25 protein-coding genes are annotated in these 23804 nt (G+C 67.3%); 10 read left to right on the top strand and 15 right to left on the bottom strand.

Translation table 11 applies throughout. From position 1 onward, the window contains the following. Nucleotides 1–14: 14 nt before the first annotated feature. From ABZ004_RS37525 to ABZ004_RS37515, 3 genes are read right to left on the bottom strand one after another with little or no spacing between them, the layout of a single operon-like run. Entirely contained in the window at nt 15–893 is an 879-nt protein-coding gene (locus ABZ004_RS37525) for a neutral zinc metallopeptidase (protein WP_355686616.1), read from the bottom strand. Further along, a complete protein-coding gene (locus ABZ004_RS37520) occupies nt 893–2185 on the bottom strand; it encodes a neutral zinc metallopeptidase (RefSeq protein WP_355686614.1) in 1293 nt (430 codons plus the stop codon). The genes ABZ004_RS37525 and ABZ004_RS37520 overlap by 1 nt, the downstream gene beginning before the upstream one ends. Nucleotides 2186–2226: 41 nt before the next feature. Beyond that, complete coding sequence (locus tag ABZ004_RS37515) at nt 2227–3483, bottom strand: neutral zinc metallopeptidase (RefSeq protein WP_355686612.1); 1257 nt, start codon at nt 3481–3483, stop codon at nt 2227–2229. Between the two features lie 203 nt (nt 3484–3686). Between ABZ004_RS37515 and ABZ004_RS37510 the strand changes: the two genes are divergently transcribed. Further along, on the top strand, nt 3687–4454 hold the full coding sequence (locus ABZ004_RS37510) for a glucose 1-dehydrogenase (protein WP_355686610.1): 768 nt from the start codon (nt 3687–3689) through the stop codon (nt 4452–4454). Between the two features lie 36 nt (nt 4455–4490). Continuing rightward, on the top strand, nt 4491–4901 hold the full coding sequence (locus ABZ004_RS37505) for a PPOX class F420-dependent oxidoreductase (protein ID WP_355686608.1): 411 nt from the start codon (nt 4491–4493) through the stop codon (nt 4899–4901). Between the two features lie 6 nt (nt 4902–4907). Here ABZ004_RS37505 and ABZ004_RS37500 read toward each other — a convergent pair whose 3' ends face one another. Genes ABZ004_RS37500 through ABZ004_RS37490 form a run of 3 tightly spaced genes read right to left on the bottom strand, consistent with a single transcriptional unit; the run spans nt 4908 to nt 6674 of the window. After that, nucleotides 4908–5699, bottom strand: coding sequence for a class I SAM-dependent methyltransferase (locus ABZ004_RS37500; protein WP_355686606.1), 792 nt, complete (start codon nt 5697–5699; stop codon nt 4908–4910). Between the two features lie 50 nt (nt 5700–5749). Beyond that, the gene (locus ABZ004_RS37495) at nt 5750–6241 is read right to left on the bottom strand and encodes an NUDIX hydrolase (RefSeq protein ID WP_355686605.1); all 492 of its coding nucleotides are present in this window, start codon (nt 6239–6241) and stop codon (nt 5750–5752) included. Further along, nucleotides 6234–6674, bottom strand: coding sequence for a GNAT family N-acetyltransferase (locus ABZ004_RS37490; RefSeq protein ID WP_355686603.1), 441 nt, complete (start codon nt 6672–6674; stop codon nt 6234–6236). The genes ABZ004_RS37495 and ABZ004_RS37490 overlap by 8 nt, the downstream gene beginning before the upstream one ends. A 170-nt stretch (nt 6675–6844) precedes the next feature. On the opposite strand from ABZ004_RS37490, the gene ABZ004_RS37485 reads away from it, so the two are divergent. Then, nucleotides 6845–7267: a hypothetical protein gene (locus tag ABZ004_RS37485; protein WP_355686601.1), complete on the top strand. Its 423-nt coding sequence runs from the start codon at nt 6845–6847 to the stop codon at nt 7265–7267. A gap of 32 nt (nt 7268–7299) precedes the next feature. Here the strand turns inward: ABZ004_RS37485 and ABZ004_RS37480 are convergent, their stop codons facing one another. The 5 genes from ABZ004_RS37480 to ABZ004_RS37460 form a co-directional block, all read right to left on the bottom strand. Beyond that, complete coding sequence (locus tag ABZ004_RS37480) at nt 7300–7989, bottom strand: sortase (protein WP_355686599.1); 690 nt, start codon at nt 7987–7989, stop codon at nt 7300–7302. A gap of 130 nt (nt 7990–8119) precedes the next feature. Continuing rightward, on the bottom strand, nt 8120–8884 hold the full coding sequence (locus tag ABZ004_RS37475) for an RNA methyltransferase (RefSeq protein ID WP_355686597.1): 765 nt from the start codon (nt 8882–8884) through the stop codon (nt 8120–8122). After that, nucleotides 8881–9069 carry a hypothetical protein gene (locus ABZ004_RS37470; protein WP_355686596.1) on the bottom strand — a complete coding sequence of 63 codons (189 nt, stop codon included), beginning with the start codon at nt 9067–9069 and terminating at the stop codon, nt 8881–8883. Before ABZ004_RS37470 ends, ABZ004_RS37475 begins: the two co-directional genes overlap by 4 nt. 108 nt (nt 9070–9177) lie before the next feature. After that, entirely contained in the window at nt 9178–11076 is a 1899-nt protein-coding gene (locus ABZ004_RS37465; protein ID WP_355686594.1) for a hypothetical protein, read from the bottom strand. 1 nt (nt 11077) lies between these two features. Next, nucleotides 11078–11911 (bottom strand): class I SAM-dependent methyltransferase, encoded by an 834-nt coding sequence (locus ABZ004_RS37460; RefSeq protein ID WP_355686592.1) that lies wholly within the window; start codon nt 11909–11911, stop codon nt 11078–11080. Between the two features lie 148 nt (nt 11912–12059). Between ABZ004_RS37460 and ABZ004_RS37455 the strand changes: the two genes are divergently transcribed. Next, nucleotides 12060–13559: an AMP-binding protein gene (locus ABZ004_RS37455; protein WP_355686590.1), complete on the top strand. Its 1500-nt coding sequence runs from the start codon at nt 12060–12062 to the stop codon at nt 13557–13559. A 43-nt stretch (nt 13560–13602) separates the two neighbouring features. After that, complete coding sequence (locus ABZ004_RS37450; RefSeq protein WP_355686588.1) at nt 13603–14841, top strand: cytochrome P450; 1239 nt, start codon at nt 13603–13605, stop codon at nt 14839–14841. Here the strand turns inward: ABZ004_RS37450 and ABZ004_RS37445 are convergent. The 3 genes from ABZ004_RS37445 to ABZ004_RS37435 are packed head-to-tail and all read right to left on the bottom strand — an operon-like array spanning nt 14813 to nt 18080. Next, complete coding sequence (locus ABZ004_RS37445; protein ID WP_355686586.1) at nt 14813–15034, bottom strand: phosphopantetheine-binding protein; 222 nt, start codon at nt 15032–15034, stop codon at nt 14813–14815. The two genes, ABZ004_RS37450 and ABZ004_RS37445, sit on opposite strands and share 29 nt — an antisense overlap. After that, nucleotides 15034–16134: an SDR family oxidoreductase gene (locus ABZ004_RS37440; protein WP_355686585.1), complete on the bottom strand. Its 1101-nt coding sequence runs from the start codon at nt 16132–16134 to the stop codon at nt 15034–15036. The genes ABZ004_RS37445 and ABZ004_RS37440 overlap by 1 nt, the downstream gene beginning before the upstream one ends. Then, nucleotides 16131–18080, bottom strand: a complete 1950-nt coding sequence (locus ABZ004_RS37435; protein WP_355686583.1) for an AMP-binding protein — start codon at nt 18078–18080, stop codon at nt 16131–16133. Before ABZ004_RS37435 ends, ABZ004_RS37440 begins: the two co-directional genes overlap by 4 nt. A gap of 150 nt (nt 18081–18230) precedes the next feature. On the opposite strand from ABZ004_RS37435, the gene ABZ004_RS37430 reads away from it, so the two are divergent. Next, the gene (locus ABZ004_RS37430) at nt 18231–19559 is read left to right on the top strand and encodes a condensation domain-containing protein (protein ID WP_355686581.1); all 1329 of its coding nucleotides are present in this window, start codon (nt 18231–18233) and stop codon (nt 19557–19559) included. Between the two features lie 217 nt (nt 19560–19776). On the opposite strand, the gene ABZ004_RS37425 is transcribed toward ABZ004_RS37430, so the two are convergent. Further along, nucleotides 19777–20109 (bottom strand): Lsr2 family protein, encoded by a 333-nt coding sequence (locus ABZ004_RS37425; protein ID WP_355686579.1) that lies wholly within the window; start codon nt 20107–20109, stop codon nt 19777–19779. A gap of 141 nt (nt 20110–20250) precedes the next feature. Here ABZ004_RS37425 and ABZ004_RS37420 point away from each other — a divergent pair, with 141 nt between their 5' ends. The 4 genes from ABZ004_RS37420 to ABZ004_RS37405 all read left to right on the top strand — a co-directional run bounded on the left by ABZ004_RS37420 (nt 20251) and on the right by ABZ004_RS37405 (nt 23661). Then, entirely contained in the window at nt 20251–20763 is a 513-nt protein-coding gene (locus ABZ004_RS37420) for a VOC family protein (protein ID WP_355686578.1), read from the top strand. Nucleotides 20764–20896: 133 nt separating this feature from the next. Continuing rightward, nucleotides 20897–21841: a hypothetical protein gene (locus ABZ004_RS37415; RefSeq protein ID WP_355686576.1), complete on the top strand. Its 945-nt coding sequence runs from the start codon at nt 20897–20899 to the stop codon at nt 21839–21841. A 1-nt stretch (nt 21842) separates the two neighbouring features. Then, nucleotides 21843–22556 carry a class F sortase gene (locus ABZ004_RS37410; RefSeq protein WP_355686574.1) on the top strand — a complete coding sequence of 238 codons (714 nt, stop codon included), beginning with the start codon at nt 21843–21845 and terminating at the stop codon, nt 22554–22556. Between the two features lie 163 nt (nt 22557–22719). Beyond that, nucleotides 22720–23661: a zinc metalloprotease gene (locus ABZ004_RS37405; protein WP_355686573.1), complete on the top strand. Its 942-nt coding sequence runs from the start codon at nt 22720–22722 to the stop codon at nt 23659–23661. Nucleotides 23662–23804 lie beyond the last annotated feature (143 nt).

Raw genomic sequence — 23804 nt, 5'->3', positions numbered from 1 at the left:
TCACTTACAGGCATCTAGTACACTTGGTCGTCGGCGGCTTTCCAGGTGTTGCAGGAGCCGGGTGACGCGGACGCAAAGGCAGCACTGGTCCAACGTTCATTGCTGTCGCCCGAACCGTGATCCCGCAAGCCGCCGATTTCGTCACCAGTAGACAGGTCGTCCTGCAGCGCGAACAGGCGTTCACCCGTCAGGCCCAGTGCTTGCCTGCTTCCACCAAGGAAGGCGGCGCCGAAGCAACTCGCCTGCAGCTCCATCCGCCGGCTGGTCTCGAGTTGCGCCTCGCCCGCCGCATTCTCCGCGCGATCGTCGTAGAAGGCACCGATGCCGACCAGTTCCTGCACGTGGTGTCCGTACTCGTGCGACACCACTCCCATCAGCGCACCCTGGATCCAGATCTGCTCGTCCCGGCGCTTCGAGACGTACTCGGACCAGTCGAGATAGATCTTGTGATCCGTCGAGCAGTAGAACGCCACGGCATCACCGTCGGAGTCTCCGCACGCCGAGCTCGTTCTGCCCTTGTAGACAGTGAAATCGGGCGGCAGGAAGTAGAAGCCGGCGCGAGTGAGCAGCGCACTCCAACTACGGTTGAGGCAGGCGACCAGGGCTCGGCCGTAGCCGGCGACCGCCGTACTAGACGCCAACCGAGCGGTAGGCGGTCGACATCTGCTCGCCGGCACCTTGCCCGCGCGGTACAGCGCGTTGTCCGTGAGTGTCGACTCGTTGTCGACCCAGTCGCTCGCAACCGTGCCCGTACTGCGGGGCGCCGGGCTGGTCGATATAGACACTGGCGCCGCGACAGCGACAGGTGCTGGCTTGGGATCGCCTTGTAGTGCTACTCCGGCTCCTGCTGCGAGCAGTACGAGCACGCCCAGCAAGTAGGCCGGTCTGAGCATTAGGAGACTCTGGCTGGGGGTGCGGTGTAGGTGTTGCAAGAGGCAGGGCTGGCGGACCTGAAGGCGGGACCGGCCCAGGCCCACTGGTTCTTGCGGGAGCCGTGGTCGCGGATCTTCTTGGGGTTGTACTCGTCGCCGCTGTGCTGGATCTCGTACTGCCAGGAGTCGTACTTCAAGCCCTTGAAGCCGAGGGTCGCCTTGTTCGCGCCCAGGAAGGCAGCGCCGAAGCAGGTTGCCTGGAGCTCCAGGCGCCGGGTCTCCTCGAGCTTGGCGGCCTTGGTCTTCGCCCATCCTTCACGCGAGTCCGAGGAGATTCCGATGTTGGTGAGGAACTGCACGTGGTGCCCGTACTCGTGCACCAGCGTGTTCATCATCCAGGTTCGCGCGCCGAGCGGGTTCTTCTTGTAGTTCTTGAGGTCGTCCTGCCAGTCCATGTTGATCGACTCGTCGTCAGGGCAGTAGTACGCGATGCTCGTCTCGCCCGTGCAGGTGGACGCGGTCTGCTTGCTCACCAGCGTGAGTTGCGGCGGCCGGAACGGGTAGCCGGCCTTGCGGACTAGTGGCGCCCACGCATTGTTCAAGCAGGGCAGCAGAGCCTGGTAGTAGCGCAGGATGGCCGACTGGCTGTTCGGCTTGATGGTCGGCTCAGTGCACCTGACCGACGGCACCTTGCCGACCGAGTAGATCTTGTTCTGCTTCACCCGTACTTCGTCCGGCACCGGCGTGGCGGTCACGGTGACCGTCGGCTGGGGCGGAGCGGGCAGCGGCGCTTCAGACTTCTGCACCGACGGCCTGGCGAGCGGGTTCTGCACCGAGCTGTCGTAGGAGTCCGCCAGCTTGAGACTGGCGATCCCACCACCGGCTAGCAGCGCCAGCAAGAGCACCCCGAGCCCAGCGATCGCAGGCTTCGACATGCGCCGCGACGGCTTGATCTCGGTGTGACCGGCCGCGAACTGCGGCGCCGCCCGGGTCGACGGCGAGTTCCAGCCAACCCGAGGCGCACCACCCGGCTGGCGAGCCCCCTGCAGCGGTACTACGGGCGCTCCGGTCAACGGAGCTGCCGGCGGAGCGCCGTACTGGTTCTGGCCAAACTGACTAGCACTGCCAGCCGTACGCGGCGGCACCGCCTTCTTCAGCGACGGGTCGAGCTGGTTCTGCACCGGCTGAGCCTTGCCCAGACTGAGTTGCGGACGGCTGACCGGTCGCGCGGGCGGCGTACCGGCGTCGCCTGTCGCCTCGCCGGCGCCTCCGGGCAAGAAGTGCCCGGGCTTCGGCGCTTCTTCGTCCGCCATCAGTACTCCCCAGTCCTCAGATTCGGTCAGTCCTCACGGCGTCAGCCGACCGTGTTCGCCGCTGCAGCGAAAGTGTTGCAGGAGCCAGGGTCGGCGGCGTTGAAGCCGCGGGTCCGCCACAGTTCCGTGCTCTTGCGCGACCCATGGTCTCGCACCTTGTCCTTGGTCACCTCATCGCCTTCGAGCTTGCCCTGCCGCTGCCACTCCTTCAGCAGCTCGCCCTGGAGCGGGAAAGCCGCCTTCTCGGCGCCGAAGAATGCCCCGGAGAGGCAGGTCGCCTGGAGGGCCTGGCGCCGCTTGTGCTCCAGCCGGGCGGCTTCGTTCGGAGCCTGGTCGCTCAGGTTGACCGAGGCATCGAAGATCCCGATCAGCTTCTGGACGTGGACCGCATAGGCGTACCCGAAGGCGTCCGCTTCGGCGATCCGAGCCGCTGCCTTGCTCTTCGGGTAGTGCTCGACCAGGTCCTGCCAGGGCATCGCAATGCCGCCGTCACCGCTGTCGCAGTACGACGACGCAACGTCCTTCTGTACGCCGCAAGCTGTCTCCTGGCCCTCGTCGAAGATGATCAGCTGCGGCTCGTGGAACTCGTAACCGGCGTTCTCGACCACCGGTTGCCACGACTTGTTCATGCACTTGAGCAGCACTTCGTAGTACGAGCGGACGTTCTCCTTCGAGGTCGGCCGGAACGCGGGCTCCTTGCACTTCACCGACGCCAGCTTGCCGTTCGCGTAGAGCTTGTTCTCCTTCTCCACCACGGGATCCGGCACCGGCTCGCTGGTCGGCTCCGACTTGGTCGGCGTGTCACCGGGCAGCGACGGCGTGGCGCCGATCGGGCTGGCCACGAAATCGTCGTACTTCGACAGCAGCTTCGCCGCGCCGGCCACACCCGCACCGGCGACCAGCAGGACACCGACCACGATCCCGGCGACGAGCGCCTTCGACCGCTTCTTCTCCACGAACGGGATCGGATCAGGCTGGTACCGCGCCTTGAACGCGGTCGCGGCCGGGTCTCCGGGAGGCGGCGGGCCGAGCCGTGACCCACTGAGCTGCGACGGACCCGCCTGAGTCGGCCCGCCGAGGCGGGGAGTCGGCGCCGTCAGCGGAGCGGTGTCACCCGGTACGACGGGTTTGCGCGGCGACGCCGAGCTGTCAGCGCCCGCACCGCCGGGCAGGAAGTGGCCCGGCTTGGGCGACGAGCCTCCACCGGGCAGGGTGCCCCCTCCGGCTCCGTCGGGCAGGAAGTGACCAGGTTTCGGTGCCGAGCCTTCGTCCGGCTTGGCCGAGTCGTCGTTCGGCATGATGTGGGGCTCCCCAGGTGTCCTCGTTCGCGGTGCTGGACATAGCACCGGCTGACAGGACTCGCCGTGTCCCCCCGGCCGACCTGCCGGAAGATGATATGGCGAGATACCGCCGGTAGCGAACCAAATTGCAGCTATTGACACCGGTTCGCGACCTCCCGTGAGCTGTCCACCTACATTCCGTAGCCATCTGGGGGTCCCCAATGAGTGTTCTGGACAGCTTCGCCTTGCCGGGCCGCCGCGTCCTCGTCACCGGCGGGAACAGAGGTCTCGGGCGCGCTTTCGCCCTCGCCCTGGCCGAAGCCGGTGCCGACGTGGCGATCGTGGCTCGTGACGCCGGGCGCAACGCGGCCGTCGTGGCGGAGATCGAGGCACGCGGGCGGCGGGCACTCGCCGTACAGGCTGATATCACCGTCCGGTCCGAGGTCACCGCGATGGTCGACGAGGTCACCGCGGCGTTCGGCGGGATCGACGTTCTGGTGAACAACGCGGGCATCGCGATCCATCGGCCGGCGCTCGAGGTCCCGGACGAGGAGTGGCAGCAGGTGATGGATCTGAATGTGACCGCCTTGTGGAACTGCAGTACCGCGGTCGCGCGCGGAATGATCGACGCCGGCGGCGGGGTGATCGTCAATGTCGGGAGCATGTCGGCCCAGATCGTGAACCGCCCGCAGTGGCAGGCGTCGTACAACGCCTCCAAAGCCGCCGTTCACCACCTGACCAAGAGCCTCGCCGCCGAGTGGGCTCCGCACAACATCCGCGTCAACGCCATCGCCCCCGGCTACGTCAAAACCGAGATGGCGCCCGTAGACCTCCCCGAATTCCGTCAGAACTGGATCCTCGACGCCCCGCTCCAGCGCTACGCCAGCCCCGAAGAGATCGCCCCCTCGGTCGTCTACCTGGCCAGCGCCGCCTCCTCCTTCATGACCGGCTCGGTCCTCCTCATCGACGGCGGCTACAACGTTTACTAGAGCTAGTGCCCCGACACGGGCACTAAGGTTTCTCGCATGCCTGATGGAGCATTGTTGACCGGGGTGGCCCGCGACTTGGTGGACGGACCCAATACGGGGGTGCTGGCCACGATCAATCCCGACGGTGCGCCGCAGACCTCCGTGGTGTGGGTGGGGCGGGACGGGGACGACGTGCTGATCTCGACGACCGCGGGGCTGCGGAAGGAGACCAACCTGCGGCGCGATCCGCGGGCGAGTCTGCTGATCGTGGACAAGGACGATCCGGCCCGGTACGTCGAGATCCGCGGCACCGCGACCGTCTCCGAGGACGTCGGCCGGGCGCTCGCGGTTCAGTTGAACGAGAAGTACGTGGGTCCCGGCGCCGGCCAGGAGTATCTGGCCCTACCGCCGGAGATCGTTCGCGCCGTCATCCGGATCACCCCGGACAAGGTCCGCGTCCGCGCCTGAAGCTGCTCACACCCGGCCGAAGGCCAGGAAGTGGAAGCTGGCGGAGATCATCCGTGGGTCGGCTTCCACAACGCGCGCCATGGCGACGGCCGCCGGGAGAAGAGTGGGAACTTCTTCCGGGGTGGCGTTGTCGAGGGTAGGCGCGGCCGGGCCTTCAACACCCAGTACGGCGACGTCGCGCAGGCCGGCGGATTCGAATTCGGCACGGAGCTCGTCCACGTGATGGAAATGCGCGTTGGTGAAGCCGTCGGGATCGTCGTGATGGCGGCCGGTCGCGAGCAAGTCGGTGAAGAGGTGAAGGTTCTCCTCGGTCAGCAGGCCGCTGCAACCGTATTCGAGCAGCCCCGCATAGCGACTGATACCTGCAGCAACTACCAGTCCGCCGGACCGGGTGACGCGCCGCGCTTCCGACAACGCCTGTGCCCGATCAGCCCCATCCACCAAATGATAGAGCGGCCCCAACAGCAACGTCACATCAAAGCTGTTGGTCTCCTGAGCCAATGAACGCGCATCGCCCACTGAAGCGGTAAAACCACCTACCGCAGCAGCCCTTTCCACATGCTCCACCACCGGATCCACCAAATGGACGGCATAGCCGTCACCGGCAAGCCAGACAGCATGGATCCCGGTCGCCCCACCCACATCCAGAACGGTTGCCGGAGGCACCGGCAGAAATCGCCGCAACAACTCCTGCGTCCGCACGAACTCCAACTGCCCGTGCCCACTACGGATCAGCCGGTCGTCTTCGCGATACCGGTCCCGATAAAACCCACGAATCAACGGATCGAGTTCAGCCATGCCCCGATGATCCCGCCCCGAAATTCCCTGCACACCCCGTTAACGATCGCCTACCCTCGCAGTACGTCGTATGTCCGCTCCCGGAACGGCAGCGCCTGATCAAAGGTGAATGTCCAAACCCGACGGCCGGTACTGCGAAGCTCAGCCGCCGCCGGTTGCGCCAACGGCGGATAAGGCAGCTTCTCCACCAGCGAAAGCGCCTCCGCCACCGGAAACCACCGGACCTCACGGACCGATCCGTCGGGGTCGTGGATCAGGAAATCCCCGTCCGGCACCTCCGCACGGTAGTTCCACGCGCAACTCCGGACCGAACCATCGAGGCTCTGCACCAATACCTCTGCGACCAGGGTCAACCCACTGACCGGTACGACGAGACCTGTCTCCTCCCGCAACTCACGAACGGCGCCCTCCTCGGGAGACTCGCCTGGTTCGATCGCGCCGGACGGCAGGTTCCACCGCTCCTCGTCCCAGCCTTCGTAGTGCTCGCGGACCAGGGCGACCCGGTCTCCGCGGAAGGCGAGCACTCCGGCGTAGTCAGGCATCCAGGCTCATCTCGAAGTCGGTTTCGCCGTACTCGTTCGGGCCGGACTCGGTGAAGGAGGCGGCGCGCAGGATGGCGAGGCTGGGCAGGTTGGTGGGTTCGACGGCGGCGTGGATGAAGCGGGCGCCGTTCTCCGAAGCGAGCCGGATGACCTCGTCCAGGGTGGGCCGGCCGAGTCCCGTGCCGCGGCGCGCGGGCGCCACGTAGTACGAGATCTCGGCTTCGGCGTCGATGATCTCCAGGTCGATGAAACCGATCGGTCCACTGTCGTCGAAGGTGATCCAGCCGAACCGGCCGGGCGCCGACAGCAACGGCGTCCAGCGCTCGACGGCGCGCCCGTAGAACCCGCCGAAGACAGCGCTGCCGACAGGATCATCGGCCAGCCACTGCTCGACCTGCCGCAGTCCCTCGTCGTCGATCGCCCGCACCCGCATCCCCAAACCCTGCCCGCCCCCGCAACACTTTGTCGACCCCACCAACTCGGTCGCCCGCAGCGAGCACTCTCTGGGTTCCCTCGCCGGACTCGCCCTCGCCACAGCCCGCAGACCGGACCGCGAACCGGGCTGAGGCTGGGTGGGGTTGGCATGGGTGCAATGCTGGGCGCATGAGTTGGGCTATCTATGCGATGCGAGGCCCGGGCGGCGTACGGCGGCTCGAGGACATTCCCGAAGGCTATGAGCCGCCCTCACTCGGTTCGGCGGACGACGTCGTGGCCGTGGTCAAGGAGGTGGCGCCGGGGGTGGACGCGACCAAGCGGTCCTGGCTGCTGCTGAAGAGCGACGACTACGACGTCGAGATGACGATCGGCAAGGGCGTCGAGGTCCGCGACATCACCTTCTACCTGAACGACGGTCCGCGCTCGATCCCGGTGGTGATGGAGATCAGCCGCCGGCTCGGCGTCACGGCGTACGACACGGAGTCCGGCAACTTCCTCACCGAGGAGTCGAAACCGCCGGTCCCACCACCGCTCACCGACGACGAGATCAAGGCCAACAAACCGAAATGGTGGAAGTTCGGCCGCAGCTGAGGACCAGGCCTGAGGACCAGGCAGGCTGAGTACTACGCGGGCCGGGTCGCGACCAGCCTGGCGATCTTGTTGATCCGATGCTCAGGATTGTTCAGGGCATCCTTCCAATAGTTGCCCTGAGCATGATCTTCCGCCGTCGCACACGTCGACAGCGTGATCATCGCCTGCGTCGCCGGCTCACCAGGCCGCCCCGGCACCGCCGCATTCTGCCGCGCCTTCTCAGCCGGCTTCCGGAACGAGATCACCATCGTCTGCACGACCTGATAGTCGTAGACCAGCCCGTCGTCCGTGACCAGCACATGATCACCATTCCGTACGTCGGGCAGCTGCGCGAACGGCCGCCCGTGCTCCGTCCGATGCCCGGTCACGATGAAGTTCCCGATCTCCCCGGCTCCGACGCCGCCACCCGGCCCGCGCGGATTCGCCGCCACCCCGCGATTCTGGATCGTGGTCCCGGGAGCATCGTCGGCGGTCCCCTGGTAGGCGACCACCCGCAACCCCCGCAGCCCGATCGCCGGGATGGCCAGCGTCGCCACCGAGGTGGTAGTAGTCCGCTGCACCGTCGGACTCGGCGCCGAAGGCTCAACCGACGGCTTCACCGGCGACGACTTCACCGGAGATGACGGCGCAGCGGACGGCGTACTCGCCAGCTTCTCGGTGGTATCCGAACACCCCACCAGACCGACGAGCAGCACGCCCACCAGCACGAACCGCCTCACCATCTTCGCAACGTAGCTCGGCCGGAAAAATCAGGCCGGCGCGTGCTCCTTCAGCACCGTCATGAACGCGCGCATCCACCCCGGATGATCCGGCCAGGCCGGGGTCCGCCGGACATCGGCGAGGGTCAACCCCTCAGCGGTTGGTGACCTCGAAGGCTACGACGGCGGCGGCTACGGCGACGTTGAGGGACTCGACGCCGTGGTGGAGCGGGATCAGAAGGTCCTCGTCGGTAGGCACCGTGACGCCGTTGGTTTCGCCGCCGAGGACGAAGACCGAGCGCGGTTCCAGGGATGCCTTGAACAAAGACGTGGACGAGTGGGAGGACAGCCCATAGATCCGGTAGCCCGCGGCCCGGAGTTCATCCACGGCAGCCTTGGCAGTCGGAGCGTTCACGATCGGGGCCTGAAAAGCGACGCCAGCGGAAGCCTTGATCACCAGCGGGCCCACATGCGGCGTACCGGCGCGCGGCAGGATCACACCGTCGAAGCCGGCGCCCGTCGCCGTCCGCAGGATCATCCCGACGTTGCCCGGATTCGTCACGCCGTCCAGCAGGAAAACGTTGGTCGGCCGTTTTCCGCGGTCCCGGACGAAGTTCTGCAGCGGCATCATCCGGGGCGCGTTGATGTCCGCGACCACACCCTGGTCGTGCTTGCTGTTGCCGGCCAGCCATTGCACCCGACTCGGCGTCGCCCGCTGCACCGGCGTACCGGATCGGTCGGCGGCGCGGAGGATCTCCTGCAGCGACTGCCCGGTCGCGTTGTCCGCGACCACCACCTTCGCCACCGACAGACCGGGATCGTTGAGCGCCTCGAGCACCGGTTTCCGCCCGAAGATCGTGATCCACTTGTCCCGCGGCGACAGCCCGGTCCGATCGTCGCTTTCCTGCCGTGCATTCACCCCCGTACCTTAGCCCCGCCCTGTCCGTACACGTTCTGGTACCGATCGTGCAGCCGCCGGACCTGCTCGGCCGGGATCCGGACCGGCTCCCCACCTTGCCGGGCGAGATGGACCGTCCGGGCAGCGTTCTCGCAGAGAACCGCAGCCTTCACCGCGGCACGCGCCGTCGCCCCGATGGTGAACACGCCGTGGCTGGTATCCGCGCGCCGACACGTTCCCCGAGGTACAGGCGACCAGCCCATGCTTCACCAGCTCCAGGTGCAGCGCCACCAGCTCGGTCCGAATCGCGATGCTCATCGGGTCCGCATCCTGGCCACCTCGACGACGTCCGCCGTACCGGCCGGGACCATCGCGAACGGCTGCTCGTCGCCGAGCAGCGGCGAATACAGCGGCACGAACCCCTGGTCCAGCAGCGCGACCAGGAAGTCGATCGTGACGATCCCGCGCGCGTCGATCACCCCGGTCCCGTGACACGGCGCGACCGACGCACCGCTCAGCGGCCCGAACGCCGCCCGTCCCGGTCGGGCCCGCTGGGTGAACCGCAGCGACCCCGGGACGAGGTCGTCCAGATATCCGTACTCCGCGTCGGCCACCGACGTGCTCAGATACTCCAGCGCGGCAGCCCACCCGGCGCGCAGTACGGCCTGACGAGTCGCTCGCAGCTCAGCAGGTTCCGCAGGCCCGACCTCGTAGAGATCGGCGAACACCTGCTGAGAAGACACCGAGCCGTTGACCGGAACGGAGAACACCAGCGACCGGAACAACGCGACGAAGTTCTGCAACGGGTCGAGCGCACCAGCGCGTCGCAGGGTCCCAAGCGGATCGTCGGCGATGTCGAGGCCTTCGAAAATTCGCTCGTACGCCGTGCGTAGGTCCGTCTTGCGCTCCGCGTGCCCCCGGAGCACCTGCGACTCGTAGCGCCGGGTCGCCAACTCCTCGACATCCTCGATCCGGACGAAGTCCGCACCGACCGCTTCGACGTACCTGTTCATCGTCTGCAGACCATCGGCGAACCGGTGGCCCGGATGGGGGCGGAAGTGCTCGCCGTCGGCGATCAGGCTGAAGTCGAGAACTCCGGGTGGATAGACGATGCGCAGCGTCTCGACGAGTTCGACGATCCGGACGAGCATCGCGAGCTCGGCCAGGTCCGGCAGCGGACCGGCTGCCTTCAGCCGGCTCGAGTGATGCTTGGTCGCGAAGAACGTCATGCTCAGCCGCAGCGGTTCGCCGCGTGCGATCCCGGTCCCGAGATCGTTTCGGAGATCTGTGAGCCGGTAGTGCGACCGAGCCCCGGCCCGGAACTGCCGCTGCTGAATCACCTGATGGATCGCCTCAGCCGAGTCATTGGTTGCCCTGAGCACCTTTTCGGCAGTCGCCGCCGCACTCCGGTGAGCCGCCGTGACGAGTCGGGCGATCAACGCACCGGTCTGCGCCTCGGACAGCTTTACCGCACGCTGCATCGCCAACGGACTCGGCCGAAGCTCCCCCAGCGGGAGCGCCGACAAGGTCGTCACATGGGACGTCGCCGGCTCATGCCCCCAGCCAGCAGGCACCCGCTCGAGCTGCTCATTCTTCAACTCGGCCACCACCTCCTCCGGCTGATCGGACAACCGTCCACCGAGGTGGAAGAGTTCAGCAGCGAAGCGGGACCACCCCGGCGGCCGTGGACCGAGGTAGCGCACGACCGGCGCAGCCAACTTCTTTCCACGACGCCGAGCAGCCTCCCGCTCCTTCACCAACTCGACGGCGTCCCGCACAGCGAGCTGATCCGAGAGGGGCACCGAGTGCACGTAGGGTGCCCACCGCTCGTCCGCCCCCAGCAACTCCGCCGCCGCCTCGCCGAGAAACCGCAGCTCGCCCCGCACCACTTCTTCAGCCCCTGGAATCGCCAACAGATCCGCCGGCCCGTGCAACAACCTTTCCTGGACTGAAATGACAACCCGGCCTGTCGGAGCTCCACCGTCGTCGAGTTCGAACTCGGTCAGCGGAGAACCGGCATCAACCAGCAGTACGCCGTACAGGTCCAAACCTCGCCGGAAAACCCTGACTAGCGGGCGGACCAGGTATTCCAGGGGATCCGCGCAGACCAGCTGGGAAGCCGGAGCACCAGGAGTGCCCGGCGGAGCGGCGTACAGATCAAGGATCGGATCGGCGGCGTACAGCGAAAGGATCAGGTCGGTGGCGAGGTCCATCTCAGTCGGTCGGGCGGCGCCCGATCAGCACCTGGGTCCAGATCGGCTCGACGAAGACGCCACCCGGTTCGGTCGCCAGCAGTTCGCGGCGCAGGTCGGCGCGGAAACCGTCGAGCCGATCGCCCAGTGCGACCGGAGTGAGATCAGGCAAGGTCAGCTGCAACCCGATCAGCTCGTCCACCCTGTGGGTCCGCTGCCAGCGCAAGTCATAGGCCTCGACCTCCGAGAACGCCGACTCTTCCAGCACGACCCGCTGCGCCGCCCGCTGCTGGGTATACGTCCGCTGATCGCCGATCCCATCACCGCGCCACCGCCGACGGCTCGACACCCACCGGGCCCTCGTCGAGTGGACCGCCTCGGCCCAGTCCGGCCGATCCGGGGTGTCCGGCCCGGTCCCGCTCATGCTGCCCGTGATGATCACGACCACCCCTCCGGGCCGGATCAACTGATCGAGAGCAGCCAGCGTCGCCGGCCGATCCATCCAATGGAAGGAGGCCGCCATCAGCGCCAGATCGAACGGCCCGATCCCGAGCTCCAGCAGCTCCGCCGAACTCCCCAGCACCCAGTCGATGCCGGACACCCCACGCGCCGCGGCCAGCTCACGCCCGGCCGCCAGCATGTCCGGGTCAGGATCGACGGCCGTCACCGCACCGGCCGCCGCCACCAGCCCGAAGGTGGCCATCCCCGGCCCGCAGCCCAGGTCGAGCGCGGACTGCCGGCCGTCCAGTCCGGTCCGGCGGGTCAGTTCGGCGAAGATCTCGCCCGGATACTCGCTGCGGTACCGGACGTAGCTCTCGGCCGCACCCGCGAACAATCCGGCAGTGTTGTTGCCCACGGCACCGATCCTCACTGTCGCTTCCCCAGTGCCGCTCAAGGTAGCCGCGGCCAAGGGTTAGCCGGAGCACTCTTGCACCACAGTCGAAACGATCGCGCCGGCCGGCCGATCCGAAGTACCATCCGCCGACCCCCGCCGGAGGAGACAGATGCGCATCACCATCGGGACCCGGATCGGCCGGCTGGCGGCCGAGCACCCGGACCGGACCGCGGTCGTCAGCGTCGATGCACGCGGCAACCGTTCCGCGCTCACCTGGGCCGAACTCGACCACCAAACCAACCTTGCCGCTGACGGCCTGGCCGCCCTCGGCGTCACCGCGGCCAGCACCGTACCGATCGCCCTGCCCGCCGGACTCGGCCACCTCCGCGCCACCCTCGGCGCCTGGAAACTCGGTGCCCTGGTCATCCCGATCGACCCGGCCGCCACCCCCCGCGAACGCGCCGCCTTCGCAAGCACGGTAGGCGACCACTTCCTGGTCGACTCGACCGCCTGGTACGACGACGCGCAACCGCTCGCATCCCCCCGGTCCGGCGACGACCCGGGACCGCTCGCATCCGCCCGGTCCGGCGACGACGCGCGACCTGTGGCAGCGTCCCGCAGTACTGGAGTTGGTACGCCGCGGTCCGCGTCGTTGACGGGCGGCACGACCGGGTTGCCGCGCGTCATCCTGCGAGCCAAGCCCTGGGTCTACGACGAGGGCGAGTTCCTCTCCGCCAGCGACACCGCAAGAGGCGTTCGTCCCGGCCAGGTGCAACTCGTCGTGCTCCCGATGTACCACGCGGGTTTCACGGCGCTCTACCAAGGACTCGTCCTCGACCACCTCCTGGTGATCATGGAACGCTTCGTCCCGTCACTGTGGCCGAAACTCGTTGCGGAGTACGGCGTCCAGCACATCCGCATCGTCCCGGCGTACCTACGGATGCTCCTCGACGTCCCAGGCCTCGCCGACTACGACCTGTCCAGCATCGAGTCGCTCCACCATGGCGCAGGTCCTTGCCCTGAGCACCTGAAACGCCGCTGGATCGAGCTGCTCGGACCGGAGAAGATCATCGAGGACTACGCCAGCCAGGAGCGGATCGGCTCGGTGATCATCCGCGGCGACGAGTGGCTCGAACACCCCGGCAGCGTCGGTCGCCCGGCCGACGGCCAGGTCCGCATCCTCGACGACCACGGCGAACCAGTTGCTAAAGGCACCATCGGTCAGATCTACTTCCGCGGCACCAGCCGACCGCAGTACGTCGGAGCTGGTCCCGAGCTGGCCGAACACGACGGCTACTTGTCCGTCGGTGATCTCGGCCGTCTCGACAGCGACGGCTACCTCTACCTCGTCGACCGCTTGTCGAGCGTCCTCAACGTCGGCGGTCAGAACGTCTACCCGGCCGAGATCGAAGCCGTCTTGTCGGCTCATCCGGGCGTCGCCGACGTCGCCGTGACCGGCGTACCGCACGACTATCTAGGCCAGAGCGTGCACGCCCTGATCGTGCCCACCGATCCGGACGATCCAGTCAACCCCACAGAACTCGAGACCTACAGCCGCACGCATCTCACTGCAGGCAAGGCGCCGCTGTCGTACGCAATCGTCCAAGAACTCCCCCGACGCACCAGCGGCAAGCTCCGCCGCGACAGATTGAGCGGAATCGACCGATGACGGACATCGACCTGACCAGCGACCGGCTGAGCGGAGCCGGCCGATGACCGACATCGACCTGACCAGGTCGGCCTTCTGGCGGCTCTCCGAGGCCGAGCGCGACCAGGCTTTCGCCGTACTGCGAGCCGAGGCGGCGCCCAGGTTCTTCGCCGGCGGAAGCAAGCTCGAGTGGGGATTGCCCAGCGGACAAGGCTTCCATGCCTTGGTCACCCATGCCGATGTCACCGAAGCCACCCGGCGGCCCGACGACTTCCGCTCCGGTCAGGGCGCGGTGAGCGTGATGGATCTCCCGGTCGAGTTCAACGAAGGATTCAGCTCGCTGCTGAGCATGGACGGTGATCGGCATCGCCGCGTCCGCCGGATCGTCACCCGGGCGTTCGCACCGCGCACCCTGGACCAGCTGAGCGGCACGGTCGACAAGGTTGCCGCCGAACTGGTCTCCGCGGCGGTCGAACGCGGCGAAGGCGATTTCGTTGCGGACATTGCAGCACCGCTCCCGCTAAGGATCATCTGCGCGATGACCGGGGTGCCGCCGTCGGAGTACGACTTCGTACTCGAGCGGTCGAGCCGGATCCTCGGCGCCTTCGACCCGGAGTACGCGGCCGGGCATCCCGATCTGGCGACGAACATCCTCACCGCGGGCGCCGATCTGGTCCAACTGGTCGACGATCTCGTCCGGCAGCGGGAAAGCGATCCGCGCGACGACCTGGTCACCACACTGGTGCAGGCAGAGATCGAAGGCGAGCGACTGACCCGCGCCGAGATCGCGTCCTTCTTCATCCTGTTGCTTGTCGCAGGCAACGAAACTACCCGGCATGCGATCAGCAACGGATTCCTGTTACTGGAAGACAATCCGGACCAGCGGGACCTGCTGCTGGCCGACTACGGCCGGTACGGCGGATCGGCGGCCGAGGAGGTCGTCCGGCTGACCTCACCCACGGTGTGGATGCGGCGGACGGTCTTCCGCGACTGCGAGCTGAACGGGCACCAGTACGCCGAGGGCGATCGCGTGCTGCTGTTCTACTGGTCGGCCAACCGGGACGAGAAGGTCTTCACCGACCCACACCGCTTCGACGTCCGACGCGACCCGAATCCACACGTCGGGTACGGCGCAGGCGGTCCGCACCATTGTCTCGGCGCCTTCCTGGCGAGGATCGAGCTCACCGCGGTCTTCCGGGAACTCCTTCATCAGGCGCCGGCCATCCGGCGTACCGGCGAGCCCGACCGGCTCGAGTCGAGTTTCGTCAACGGCATCAAGCGTCTGGGCTACCGGATCGGGTAACCAGCTCGGCGAACTCGGCGACGGTGGGGTCCTCGAACAGTTCGAAGACCTCAACCTGTACGCCGTACTCCGCCTCGATCCGGGAAAGGATCCGGAACGCGGCGAGCGAATGTCCGCCCGCCTCGAAGAACGTGGTGTCCGGCCCGCAGTCGGCGCCGAGCACGTCCGACCAGATTCGCTGCATCTGCTCCATCAGGTCCCTCCCACCAGTGACTGGACATAGTTGCTGACCAGTCGATCGAGCACGTCGTCGGAAACGGTCGGCGGCTCATCGACGCCAAGTACCGTCAGATTGTCCCGGCGGAACTCGATGGATCGCGAGATGTACTTGCCCGTGTAGGTCATCCGCGCCTCCAGCACCCGCTCGAGCTGGTTCAAAGGAGCGACCGCGACCTCAGCCGCCGGAGCGATCCGCAGCTGCACCGGCAGATGCGCGCTGATCGCCTCGGCCACCTTCGCCGCCGACACCGAGGCCCGGTCGACCAGATGCACCACCGGCCGGTCCAGTACGCCGAGGTCGCGCGCGGCCAGGTCGGTCATCCACCGCACACACGCGTCGACCGGCACCAGGTGCAGCTCCGCGTTGGGATCGCCGACCACTCGCAACTTCTCGCCCGGGCGACGCCGGGTGATCGTGTGAATCGCACGGATGTAGTCGTAGAGCCCGTAATCCGTCGCCGCGCGCCCCGACTGCGAGTCGCCGACGATCTGACCGAGCCGCAGAACCGCTCCAGGTACGGGTTTGTCGGCGAAGAGCAGCTCGGCCTCGCGCTTCGTGTACTCGTAGTAGTTCCTGAACTCATGCGGCTCCGCGGCGTGATGCCAGCTCTCGGGCACAGGCGCCGTGACGAGGCCGCAGCTGTAGGCCGAGCTCACCTGGAAGAACCGCGACCCCGCTTCGGCGTACCGATGGAAGATCTCCAAAGCCGTCCGAGTGCCGTCGACGTTCGTTTGATACAGCTCTTCGTGATTGCCCGGCCGGAAGGTGATCGCCGCGGCCAGATGCCAGTAGTCACAGGGCTCGTCGAACAACGCTGCCAGCTCGTTCTGCCCCAGCCCGAACTCGGCCTCGTCCAGTGCCCAGGTGAACACCCGGAGGTCGCTGAGATCGAGATCGCCGGATCCAGTTGCCGCATCGGCGACCATCCGGCGTACGGCGTCCTCCGGCTGCCGGGCCAGCGCGATCACCGGGTGCCCACTAGCGAGCAGGTGGTGGATCAGGTTGGCCCCGACGAAGCCGGTGCTGCCATCGACGACGTTCGTCCGCTGCACCGCTCGCGACGCTGCGTTCATCCGCCGTACCGCTGCCAGAGTTCGCGCCGCCGCGCCTTGCCGCTCGACGTCCGCAGCACCAGCCCGCGCGGCCCGGTCTCGATCCGCACCTCGGCCCCGCCCGTCTCCCGGCGCAGGATCGCGTCAACCTCCGTACGCCGTACGTCGCTCAGCTTCTCCTCGCAGACCAGCACGACGGTCTCGCGCCCGGCCGCGATCCCGAGCGCCACCGCGATCCGACCCGCCGAAAGCTCTGCCTCGGCAACGAGCCGGGCTTCCAGCTCCTCCGCGAACACGTGCCGCCCGCGAACCTTCAGGCTGTCGCCGGACCGGCCGACGACGACAATCTGCTCGCCGTACCAGAAGCCCGCATCCCCGGTCCGCAGCTGAGTTCCCTCCAGCCGGGTCGCCGACGACGTCGATCCACCCAGATGAGCGAGCGTGCTCACCGACGGTCCCGTCACGGCGATCTCACCGAGATGCCCTCGCGGCAGCGGCAGCCCTTCGTCGTCGAGGATGACGACGTCGAGCCCCGGATGGGGAGCACCGCAACAGGTCACCCAACCCGGCCCTGCCGGGACCACATCCAGCGTTGCCACATCGAGCACCGAGACCAGCTCCCCGGAAACCATCGTCGACCAGTCCGGCTTGACCGCCAGCGGGATCTCACCGGTGGTCCCCGTGACGGCCAGCGTCGCCTCGGCCAGCCCGTACGCCGGGCGGAAGACCTCAAGCCGGAAGCCCAACGGTTCGAGGAGAGTCGTGAATCGCTGCAGGACCAAAGGATCCACCCGTTCGGCGCCCACGATCGCCACCCGCCAGGCAGAGAAGTCCATCCCCTCCAGCGCCTCCGGCCGGACCCTGCTGAGCGTGTAGGCGAAGCCGAAGGTCGGGGCCACCGCCACCGCGGCCCGATCGTTGCCGAAGCACCGCAACCAGCGAGCCGGATCGCGAACGAACTGGTCGGGTCGCATCGTCCGCAACGGGCTCTGGTTCACGATCGGGGTGAGCAGGCAACCGATCAGCCCCATGTCGTGGTGCAGCGGCAACCAACTGACGGTGAGCTCGTCGCGGCCGAGGCCGAGCCAGCTCCGGATCATCTCGATGTTCGCCTCGAGGTTGGCGACCGTCAGCCGCACGCCGCGCGGACGGCCGGATGATCCGGACGTGAACTGCAGCAGGGCGATCGCGGCGGGATCGGCCCGGACCTGCGCGGGCTCGTCGTTCGGATTGTCCAGGGTCGCGACGGACCTACTGGGGGCGGAGCGGTTCAGCTCGACGACCGGGCAGGTCAGGCCGGCCCGGGTCGTCGCCGCCGTCAGATGATCGACTAGCCCCGCATCGGCGAGCACGAGCGCGGGATCCGCGAGGCCGAGGATGTGCGCGGCGTGATCGATGTAGTTGTCCAGGGCACCGAGAGCGAGCGGCGGCGCCAGCGGCGAGGGCACTCCACCGGCCGCGAGCACACCGAAGAACGCCGTGACGAACTCGTCCACCCGCGCCAGCGTGAGCGATACGACCTCGCCGTCGCTGATGCCCTGAGACCGCAGACGGCCCGCCGTGGCGAGCACTCCTGCGGCGAGTTCGGCGTACGACGTGCTCTGCCACTCCCCGCTGTCGTCCAGCCAGGAGATGCCCGCGTCGGCGCGCGGCAACGTCAGCCAGCCGAGCAGACCACCAGTGGAGCCGCTGGTCCCGGGGGACTCGCTGCCTCCGCGGCCGCTCGCCCGGTGATCGAGCCGCCCGGTGATGAACACGGTCAGGTCCGCCACCGAACTGATGTCGACGACCTCGCCCTCGTCGAAGGGTTCGAGCCCGAACTCGATCTGCAGGCTGACCATCAGTTCCATCAGCCGCAGCGAGTCGTAGCCGAGGTCCTCCACCAGCCGCGCCTGCTCGTCCGGACTCACCGGTCCGTCCGGGGCGTGGTCGCCGACGAGCGCGGCGACCCGGGTCGCGACTGCCATACCGTCTCCTTCGCTCCGGCCGGTCAAGCCGCGAGCCTATGAGTGGGGACGGGTCACCACCGGAACCCTTGCAGCGCAGTCGAAAGGTGTTGACAGGCCCGGCCGGCTTTGGTTTCGTCCGGCCGGTACTACTACTCGGAGGGGCGCCGAATGCGGGTACCACTGGCCTTCCCGCAGCACCTGTTGCGGTTCCTCGACGTGCTGCATCCCGGCCAGGCGGCGGGTGCTTCGTTCGTGATCAGCGCGGCGTACCGGTTGACGGGACCCGTCGACGACGAGTTGCTCCGGCTCGCGGTGGACGACGTCACGGCTCGGCATGACGCACTGCGGTCGACGCTTCAGAACAAAGCAAGGGAAGCAAGTGAAAGCGGGGGGTGGGGGGAGGGCGAAGGGTTGCCGTGGCAGGAGATCGCCGATCCACTTCCGGGCCGGTTGCAGGTGATCGAGGTGGCCGATCCCGATGATTGGCTGGACGAGCTGGACACTCTTGATCATCCGGGCGATGTGCCGCCGTTGCTCTGGGTGTACTACGCGCGCCTCGGCCCGGCGGACGGCGTACTGGCGTTGGTTGCGCATCACTCGGCTGCTGATGCTTGGTCGATGGATCTGCTGATCCAGGATCTCGCCCGGTGTTACACCGCCCGGCGCGTCGGCGAGTTGCTGCCGATTGTTGCCTCCAGCACCTATGCCGACTTCGCTGTGGCCGATCAAGCTCGAAGGGACAGTCCGCAGTCGATCCGCGCGATCGACTACTGGTCCGAAAAGCTGGCCGAGGTCTCCGTCTCGTCGTTGCCGACCGACCGGCCGCGCAGGTTGAAGGACGACGGGGTGCGGGCGCAATTACGGTTCGCTCTTGACCCGGGGCTGGCGGCAAGGCTCACTGCGACCGGGCGACGGACTCGGTGTTCGCCGTTCATGGTGCACCTCACGGCGTACGCGCTGACGTTGCACCGGCTGACCGGCAGTACGGATATCACCGTTCCCACCCTCACCTCCGGCCGCGGCCGAACCGAGCTGGACGGAACGGTCGGCTTCTTCCTCAACGCCCTGCTACTGCGAACAGATCTCACCGGCAATCCCTCGGCCCAAGAGGTGCTCGCCCGCGTCCGCGCCACCTGTTTAGATGCCTATCGCAACGAACTGCCAGTACTGCGACTGCTGGAGGAAGTCCCGGACGCCGGGCTGTTACTCGCCGACGAATCCTTCCTCCTGCTGCCCTTCCAGCACATCCCCGTCCAGCCCCGGAAGACTCGCACCTTCGGTCCAGACACCACCTACGTCTCCTTCGACCGACGCCCCGGACCGCGGCCGCACGGCGTAGCTGTCCCGCTGGACGGCCTCTGGACCATCGATCAACACGCCCCCGACCAGCTCACCGCCAAGATCTCCTACACCCCCGGCCTTTTCGACTCCCACACCATCCAGTCCTACGCCAACACGTATCTGGACTGTCTCCTTCAGCTAACTCCCACCAACTGAACCGATAAACCGGCGGTCCCGGTCTGCGCTACCTTCGGGCGGACGGGAAGGCGCCTTCCCGATATCAGCGGATCACCGGGCATCGTTGCCGTCGCGAGGACTATGGCTGTGGTCACCGATCTGCGCTCTGGGCGCCGCGCGAATGGCGCTGGACGCCTTCTTCGCGGACCTTCTCACCGTCCCCGGCAGTTAGTTCTCATCCGGGGACGGTGGCGGTTCAGTTCGCTGCTTCGAAGGCTTCGCGGATCTCGCTCGGGATCCGGCCGCGGTCGTTGACCTCGTAGCCGTTGGCCCGGGCCCACTCCTTGATCGTGCGCGGGTCGGCGCCGATGGCGGTCCGCTTGATCCGGGCGCCCTTCGAGGTACGGACCTGGCGGCCGGCCTCGATATAGGGGGTGAGGGTCTTCCGGAGGGCATTGCTGTTCTTCGCCGTCAGGTCGATCTCGTAGGTCTTCCCGTCCAAGGCAAAGGTGAGGGTGCCACCTTTCCCGGCCGGAATATTGGTCCCGTCCAGATCGTCGGTGAGAAATACCTCTGTGCGTTGCGCCATAAACGTTTCACCCTCCACTGAAGAACAGATGTTGCCCCTAGCATGCATCACCGCTGGTGCCACTCCCGCCGTCGGCACTCGACTGGCCTTCGGTTGAGTCCTCAACTACTGTAGAGGTCAGCGATCAGGGAAGAGGAAGTCATGGCGATCTTTCGGTTGAATCATGCGGTTCTGTACGTGCGCGACGTGGCCGAAAGCGTGGCCTTCTACCGCGATGTACTGGGCTTCGATTACACCGAGGGCGGTGACGCGTTCCAGAAGGCGGCCTTCCTCCGCGCACCGGGATCGACGAATGACCACGACCTCGGGCTGTTCGAGGTCGGCGCCCAGGCCGGGCCGTCCGGCGCGGGACAGACCACGGTCGGGATGTACCACCTGGCCTGGGAAGTGGACACGCTCGGTGACCTCGAGGACCTGGCGAAGAAACTGGCCGACGCCCGCGCCCTGGTCGGTTCGACCAACCACGGCACCACCAAGTCCCTGTACGCCAAGGACCCGAACGGGCTGGAGTTCGAGGTCGTCTGGATCATCCCGGCCGACCTGCTCACCGACGCGGATCGGGAGGGACACGGCGCTCTGGACCTGCCGGCCGAAGTCGCGAAGTACGGGCGGGAAACCCGCGGCGGACTGGGCATCTCCCGGCCGCTCGCTTGAATCTTCAGGGGCGATCCAAGTACCTGATCGTTACAGAGAGTTGTTGACCGAGGCAACGGAAAGCGGATACTGCAAGTGAGATCCCCTTCCTGAATCGAGGCCGGCGATGGCTAGCTCAGGCATACATTCCCGCGTGGGCAACGTCGTTGCCGCGGCCGGAGCGTTCGTGTTTCTGGGTGGCGCCGTGCTGGCGATGATCCCCACTGCCTCCGCGACGCCGGCGATTGTTGCCGCGGTCCCCGAAGCAGATCCGCCGGGAAACAACGGCACGATCAAGATCGAGGGCACCGACATCCAGAGCGGCCCGCCGGACAACAATCCGCATCAGGGCTGCTCCTTCGTCGTCGAGTTCTACAACTACGACAAGGGCGACCTGCACGCGACCGTGCTCTTCGAGGACCAGGCCCCGACCGCGGACGGCGGCCTGAAGGTCACCTCCGGCAACCTGAACCCGTTCATCGGTGAGGATGCGGCCGGCGGCGGCAACGATCTGGACGCCAAGGAGACCTACACCCTGTCGTTCACCGGGCAGCCCCACCCGCAGCAGGGCTACCACGTGAAGATCACCATTCACGCCCAGGGCTCCATCGGCAACGACACCAAGCACAAGGTCTTCTGGGTCGAGGGCTGCACGCCGCCCACCACCCCACCGACCACGCCTCCTACGACTCCCCCGACGACCCCGCCCACCACGCCTCCGACGACACCGCCGACCACTCCCCCCACGACACCGCCTACCACGCCTCCCACGCCTCCCACGACACCGCCTACCACGCCTCCGACAACGCCACCGAGCACACCGCCGACGACGCCCGCCACGACGCCGACCAGCGGCTCGAGTTCTCCGGCGACGTCATCGACCAGCAGCACCAGCGTTCCGGCCACGACGCACTCGAGTTCGCCGACCACCGGCGTACCGACAGCTGTCGATGCCGGTCTCGGCGGTCCTTCCGCGGAGACTGGTGCGCGGAGCGGACCGCTCAGCACGCTGGGCGCCTGGCTACTGGTCGCCGGTGGAGTGATGCTGGCGGCGGGTGCCGCTATCGCACTCAGGCGGCGAGGCAGGCACAGTAGCTGACGTGACCACCGCCCGACGTCGCGGTCGACCTGCTCCACTCCGGTGGAGCGGGTCGATCGCTCTGGCCGGCATCGCCTTGGCCCTGGCCGGCGGCTACCTCCAATTCGGCAACCAGGCAGGCGCCGCCGCACCCGATCCCTCGCCCACGTCTACGCAGCCACCTGGCACAAGCCAGGGCATCGGGCCAGGGACCGATGCAGGACGACCAGGCACCGGTACGGCGTCAGCCGGGACGACCCACCGGCCCGGAAGCGCTGCCCGGCCGACTTTGACCGCGCGACCTGGTATTCCCTTCCGGCTCGCCGTCCCCAAGCTCGGCATCTCTGCTCCGGTGGTGGAAATCTCAACTGAGCAAGGATCGCTGACCCCACCCTCGAACCCGCAGAAGCTCGGCTGGTGGTCCGGCGGCGCCCAACCGGGTGCCCGGATCGGATCGGCCGTCATCACCGGCCATACGGTGCACACGGGCGGCGGCGCGTTCGACAACCTGGGCAGCCTCCGGCCGGGCGATGCCGTCCAGGTGACAACTTCGCGGGGACGACTCAGCTATCGGGTCACCGGCGTCACGGCGTACCGGAAGCAGAGCTTGGCAAAGAACGCCGGTCAGGTCTTCAACCAATACGTGCCAGGGCGCCTGGTCTTGATCACCTGCGAGGACTGGAACGGCAAGGTCTACCTGAGCAACACCGTTGTCATTGCCCAGCGAGTCTCCTGAAATGTAGCCGACAGTAATCGATCGCAGACAACGAAGTGAGCCGAAGGATTTCCCTGAATTCCGGGAATTCGGCGGCTGATCGCTTTTCGTTCTGCACCTGGCATCGCAGTATTTCCGGCAACCGGCCGCCCGCCCAGCGGCCCGATCCGGAGGAGCGCAGCCCATGCGATCTCTCATCACCCGTTCCCGGGTGCTCGCCGTCGTCCTGACCGGCGCAGCACTCACCCTCAGTCCGCTCGGCAGCCAGGCCATCAGTGCGAGCAAGCCTGCCGACGCGTCGAGCGACTGCTTCGTCCCGCCGGCCGGCGCCGCCGCCAAGGGTGGCCGCGGTGCGGACACCAGGGACATGACGGTCGCCGAACAGAAGGCGATCGAAGCCCGGACCGCCCAGCTGCTGAAGGCCAAGGCCGCCCGCGGCATCGGCGTACCGCAGGGCGCGCTGGCCGCGGCGAGCGTTCCCGTCTACATCAACGTGATGCGCGACTCGGCCGGCAACGGTGACGTCACCGACTCGCAGATCACCCAGCAGATCGCCGTACTGAACAAGACCTTCGGCGGCCAGGAGTCGTCATCGGCCGCGAACACCGGCTTCACCTTCTACCTGGCTGGTACGACGCGCTACAACAACACCAACTGGCACAAGGACAAGCAGAGCAGCACCTACCGCAAGCAGACCCGCAAGGGCGGCAAGAACGCCCTGAACATCTGGCTGGTCGACTTCGCCTACCTCGGCATCGCGACCTTCCCGTGGGACTACGAGCGCAACCCCGGCATCGACGGCATCCGCGTGCAGTACACCTCGCTGCCGGGCGGTTCGGCGACGAACTACAACCTCGGTGAGACCGCGACCCACGAAGCAGGTCACTGGTTCGGGCTCTACCACACCTTCCAGGGTGGTTGTACGGCGACGAACGACGAGGTCGCCGACACTCCGGCGCAGAGCAGCTCCACCAACGGCTGCCCCGAGGGCCGCGATTCCTGTTCCCTGCCAGGGCTCGACCCGATCCACAACTACATGGACTACTCCTACGACACCTGCTACACCCAGTTCACGCCGGGCCAGAGCACCCGGATCAGCAACATGTGGACCGCCTACCGCGCCTGACTTTCGCGCAACCTCCGCGGGGGGCCCGCGGGTGGGGCGGGCGGGGGGGGGGTGGTCGGGGGAGCGGGAGGTGGAGGGGGGGGTGGCTGAGGGAGGGGGGGGGGTGGCGGGGGTGGGGCGGCCGCTGGTGCTCCGCGCCCCGG

Source organism: Kribbella sp. NPDC006257 (assembly GCF_040613535.1).
Taxonomy (GTDB): Bacteria; Actinomycetota; Actinomycetes; order Propionibacteriales; family Kribbellaceae; genus Kribbella.
The sequence above is the reverse complement of the archived record's forward strand: the minus strand, read 5'-3'. Positions and strand labels throughout refer to the sequence as shown.

What these genes read in the sequence shown, in the direction of transcription:
- ABZ004_RS37425 (WP_355686579.1), bottom strand. Translation starts at nt 20,109, where the DNA reads ATGGCGCAACGCACAGAGGTATTTCTCACCGACGATCTGGACGGGACC.
- ABZ004_RS37420 (WP_355686578.1), top strand. Translation starts at nt 20,251, where the DNA reads ATGGCGATCTTTCGGTTGAATCATGCGGTTCTGTACGTGCGCGACGTG.
- ABZ004_RS37485 (WP_355686601.1), top strand. Translation starts at nt 6,845, where the DNA reads ATGAGTTGGGCTATCTATGCGATGCGAGGCCCGGGCGGCGTACGGCGG.
- ABZ004_RS37510 (WP_355686610.1), top strand. Translation starts at nt 3,687, where the DNA reads ATGAGTGTTCTGGACAGCTTCGCCTTGCCGGGCCGCCGCGTCCTCGTC.
- ABZ004_RS37445 (WP_355686586.1), bottom strand. Translation starts at nt 15,034, where the DNA reads ATGGAGCAGATGCAGCGAATCTGGTCGGACGTGCTCGGCGCCGACTGC.
- ABZ004_RS37405 (WP_355686573.1), top strand. Translation starts at nt 22,720, where the DNA reads ATGCGATCTCTCATCACCCGTTCCCGGGTGCTCGCCGTCGTCCTGACC.
- ABZ004_RS37525 (WP_355686616.1), bottom strand. Translation starts at nt 893, where the DNA reads ATGCTCAGACCGGCCTACTTGCTGGGCGTGCTCGTACTGCTCGCAGCA.
- ABZ004_RS37480 (WP_355686599.1), bottom strand. Translation starts at nt 7,989, where the DNA reads ATGGTGAGGCGGTTCGTGCTGGTGGGCGTGCTGCTCGTCGGTCTGGTG.
- ABZ004_RS37455 (WP_355686590.1), top strand. Translation starts at nt 12,060, where the DNA reads ATGCGCATCACCATCGGGACCCGGATCGGCCGGCTGGCGGCCGAGCAC.
- ABZ004_RS37440 (WP_355686585.1), bottom strand. Translation starts at nt 16,134, where the DNA reads ATGAACGCAGCGTCGCGAGCGGTGCAGCGGACGAACGTCGTCGATGGC.
- ABZ004_RS37515 (WP_355686612.1), bottom strand. Translation starts at nt 3,483, where the DNA reads ATGCCGAACGACGACTCGGCCAAGCCGGACGAAGGCTCGGCACCGAAA.
- ABZ004_RS37495 (WP_355686605.1), bottom strand. Translation starts at nt 6,241, where the DNA reads ATGCCTGACTACGCCGGAGTGCTCGCCTTCCGCGGAGACCGGGTCGCC.
- ABZ004_RS37435 (WP_355686583.1), bottom strand. Translation starts at nt 18,080, where the DNA reads ATGGCAGTCGCGACCCGGGTCGCCGCGCTCGTCGGCGACCACGCCCCG.
- ABZ004_RS37490 (WP_355686603.1), bottom strand. Translation starts at nt 6,674, where the DNA reads ATGCGGGTGCGGGCGATCGACGACGAGGGACTGCGGCAGGTCGAGCAG.
- ABZ004_RS37500 (WP_355686606.1), bottom strand. Translation starts at nt 5,699, where the DNA reads ATGGCTGAACTCGATCCGTTGATTCGTGGGTTTTATCGGGACCGGTAT.
- ABZ004_RS37505 (WP_355686608.1), top strand. Translation starts at nt 4,491, where the DNA reads ATGCCTGATGGAGCATTGTTGACCGGGGTGGCCCGCGACTTGGTGGAC.
- ABZ004_RS37430 (WP_355686581.1), top strand. Translation starts at nt 18,231, where the DNA reads ATGCGGGTACCACTGGCCTTCCCGCAGCACCTGTTGCGGTTCCTCGAC.
- ABZ004_RS37520 (WP_355686614.1), bottom strand. Translation starts at nt 2,185, where the DNA reads ATGGCGGACGAAGAAGCGCCGAAGCCCGGGCACTTCTTGCCCGGAGGC.
- ABZ004_RS37465 (WP_355686594.1), bottom strand. Translation starts at nt 11,076, where the DNA reads ATGGACCTCGCCACCGACCTGATCCTTTCGCTGTACGCCGCCGATCCG.
- ABZ004_RS37450 (WP_355686588.1), top strand. Translation starts at nt 13,603, where the DNA reads ATGACCGACATCGACCTGACCAGGTCGGCCTTCTGGCGGCTCTCCGAG.